Origin of the sequence: Stutzerimonas zhaodongensis (genome assembly GCF_003696365.1) — a bacterium.
GTDB classification, from domain to species: domain Bacteria; phylum Pseudomonadota; class Gammaproteobacteria; order Pseudomonadales; family Pseudomonadaceae; genus Stutzerimonas; species Stutzerimonas zhaodongensis.
In genome coordinates, this window is sequence record NZ_RFFM01000016.1 from 1 (window position 1) to 3,012 (window position 3,012).

3 protein-coding genes and 3 tRNA genes are annotated in these 3,012 nt (G+C 51.8%); all 6 read left to right on the forward strand.

All coding sequences use genetic code 11. The features are described 5' to 3' along the window. Window positions 1-95: 95 nt before the first annotated feature. The 6 genes from birA (at window position 96) to EA797_RS21595 (ending at window position 2,892) form a co-directional block, all read left to right on the forward strand. Window positions 96-1,061, forward strand: a complete 966-nt coding sequence (gene birA, locus EA797_RS21570; protein WP_122169019.1) for a bifunctional biotin--[acetyl-CoA-carboxylase] ligase/biotin operon repressor BirA — start codon at window positions 96-98, stop codon at window positions 1,059-1,061. Continuing rightward, window positions 1,051-1,794, forward strand: coding sequence for a type III pantothenate kinase (locus EA797_RS21575; protein WP_122169021.1), 744 nt, complete (start codon window positions 1,051-1,053; stop codon window positions 1,792-1,794). Before birA ends, EA797_RS21575 begins: the two co-directional genes overlap by 11 nt. Before the next feature lie 11 nt (window positions 1,795-1,805). Next, window positions 1,806-2,477 carry an SPOR domain-containing protein gene (locus tag EA797_RS21580; RefSeq protein WP_122169023.1) on the forward strand — a complete coding sequence of 224 codons (672 nt, stop codon included), beginning with the start codon at window positions 1,806-1,808 and terminating at the stop codon, window positions 2,475-2,477. Between the two features lie 133 nt (window positions 2,478-2,610). Beyond that, window positions 2,611-2,695: transfer RNA gene (locus tag EA797_RS21585), tRNA-Tyr, on the forward strand. A 24-nt stretch (window positions 2,696-2,719) separates the two neighbouring features. Then, window positions 2,720-2,793, forward strand: a tRNA-Gly gene (locus EA797_RS21590). Between the two features lie 23 nt (window positions 2,794-2,816). Then, window positions 2,817-2,892 (forward strand) — tRNA-Thr (locus EA797_RS21595). The last annotated feature ends 120 nt before the right edge of the window (window positions 2,893-3,012 follow it).

Consider the following 3,012-nt stretch of genomic DNA (forward strand, 5'->3'; position numbering starts at 1 on the left):
CTTCGTAAGAGGACCGGGGGTTTGTCTTTGGGCCAGGAAAAACAAGAGAGACGGGGTAGCCGTTATGATCCCTGTTGCCGGGAGCTGAGATAGCTATGAAGAGAATGTTGGAACTGCTCGGTGATGGTCGCTTTCACTCTGGAGAAGAGATTGGTGCAGCTTTAGGCGTGAGCCGGAGTGCTGTCTGGAAATGCCTGAAGCAGTTGGAGGCCCGGTATGGTATTCAGTTATTCAAGGTTCAGGGCAGGGGTTACCGTCTCGCGGACCCCGTCTCTCTGTTGGATCAAGATCGCATTACTAGCATGGCTGACCGTCTCGGTTGGTCGCTCTGGATCCGAGATACGGTAGACTCAACCAATGCCGATGCGCTCAGGCTCCTACAAGGAGGGGCGAATGCACCCTTTCTGGTGCTGGCTGAGCATCAAACCAGCGGCCGGGGTCGTAGGGGGCGTGTATGGGTGAGCCCTCCCGCACAGAACATCTACTACACATTGGCCTTAAAGATATCGAATGGCTCGCAAGGTCTAACAGGGCTAAGTCTGGTCGTAGGCCTTGCTGTTCTTGAGGCGCTGCGACGAACTGGTGTGGAAAAGGCAGGGCTTAAGTGGCCAAATGACATATATGTTGATGGCGCTAAAGTAGCTGGAATTTTGTTAGAGCTCTCGGGAGATCCGGCTGACATTTGTCACGTTGTCATAGGCATCGGGATAAACGTTAATATGACCTCCAGCGCTGGAGATATTGACCAACCTTGGACATCCATAAAAAGCCAAATAGGCAGTCTCGTCGATAGATCCGGGCTGGTTAATATTCTCAGTGAGTCCTTGCATCAATATCTGGCCATTCATGCCCGCGAAGGGTTTGGCGCGCTAAGAGATGAGTGGCAAAGAAACAATATGTGGCAAGGGCGGCGTTGTACCTTGAGCGCAGGCAATCTGCAGGTTAAAGGCGTAATGATCGGTATAAACGAGCAAGGCGCTCTGAGGCTAATGACAGACGACCACAAAGAGCAGTGTTTTAGTGGTGGAGAGCTTAGCCTGAGGGTCGAGCATGATTCTTGAGCTCGATTGCGGCAATAGTTTTCTCAAATGGCGAACAATTGCCGATGGTTGCGTTTTTCCGAGTGCTGACGGCATAGCAGTCAATATTCCGGATCTGGTAGCGGATCTGGGGCGTCGCGAGCTTACAGGCTCGATTAACAGGTGTCGTCTGGCCAGTGTAAGGGGTGATCTAGAGACTGCAGATATCATAAACGCACTCGCGCTTGCGTTGAATGTAAGAGTTGATAAGGCGTGTCTAGCTAGCCGCTCTGGCAATGTCGTCAATGGATATCATGACCAGCAGCGTTTAGGGGTCGATCGGTGGTTAGCTATTATCGGGGCATATGAGATCTGCAAAGGTGCATGCCTTGTTATCGACTTGGGCACGGCGATTACCGTCGACCTGGTTGCGCAGAATGGAGCGCATCTAGGAGGGTATATAGTGCCAGGAACTGCGCTGCTGCGAGGGCAGCTTCTTGCCCACGCGCGGCGAGTGCAGTACGACGCGGCAGAGTCATCGCTGGCGCTAAGCGACCTTTCTCCTGGACGTAGTACCGCTGAAGCAGTCGAGCGGGGCTGTCTAATCATGGTGCGAAGCTATATCACCAGTCAGGTCGAATTCGCTAAAGACTATTTAGGTGACGACTTCACCACATTTGTGACAGGAGGGGACATGGCTCTGGCTAAAGACCTTGCGATCGCTAAGTGTGTGCCTGACCTAGTTTTCAGAGGATTGGCCCAAGCTTGTCCTTAATAGAGGTATAGATGCGCTGGCTATTCTTGCTTTTAGTGCTGCTCAACGCACTGTTAGGTTTGTATCAGTTAAACAAGCCTCCTGAAATAACTGGCTCCCCTGTAAGTGCCGGCAGGCCGATGGCCGAGCCTGATATCAAACTATTGAGTGAGGCGCGTAGCTTGACTCCTCGAGAGAGGCTGCAAGAGGCGGAGAGGGCTTGTTTGTATCTAGGAGGGACTGACGAAGAATCAGTTGCGCTGGACATTGAGCAGCGTCTACTAAGTCTTGATATTGAGTCGCGGGTAGAGTCAGTAGATGAGGCCGCGGGAGTCGACTATTGGGTTTACCTGCCCCCTCTTGTGTCTCGACAAGCATCCTTGCGGCTGCTTCGTGAGCTGCAGTCTAGGAATATTGATAGCTACATAATCACGGTAGGTGACTTGGCTAACGGAATCTCGCTGGGGATATTTTCACGTAGGGACTCGGCAGAAAGCGTGGTGAAGCGTCTTCAGCTTGTCGACTACACGGCCTTGATCCGCGAACTCCCAAGAACCCATCGTCGTTACTGGGTGGTGGTAGCTGGCTCAAGCCACCGGCTATTGACCGACGCCTTGCTCGCAGAACTCAGTGGTAATTTTACTAATCTTGAACACAAGCAAATGCCTTGCGCAGGCGTTGCATCTTCAAAAGACTTTACATAGAATGGCGCCCGCTTCGCAGTCGAAGTCCTTAACGGAGTCGCTCGGAGTGCTGTCAATGAAGCTAAGCTCAGGTTTTTAAATGAGAAATTGCTTGACAGCGTGAGGTTAGGCATAGAGAATGCCGCCTCGTTCTGGAGGGGTTCCCGAGCGGCCAAAGGGATCAGACTGTAAATCTGACGTCATCGACTTCGAAGGTTCGAATCCTTCCCCCTCCACCAGATTTAAGCGATAGCCAAAGCTTAGCGGGTATAGTTTAGTGGTAGAACCTCAGCCTTCCAAGCTGATGATGCGGGTTCGATTCCCGCTACCCGCTCCATGTTTTGGTTGTGCATAAGATATGCTCATGTAGCTCAGCTGGTAGAGCACACCCTTGGTAAGGGTGAGGTCAGCGGTTCAAATCCGCTCATGAGCTCCAATACCCAAAGGCAGATATGTGAATATCTGCCTTTGTTTTAATGGTGGCGTGACTAGCTCAATTCAACGATGGGAGACGGTCTCGATGGCTAAAGAAAAATTCGAACGTAACAAACCGCAC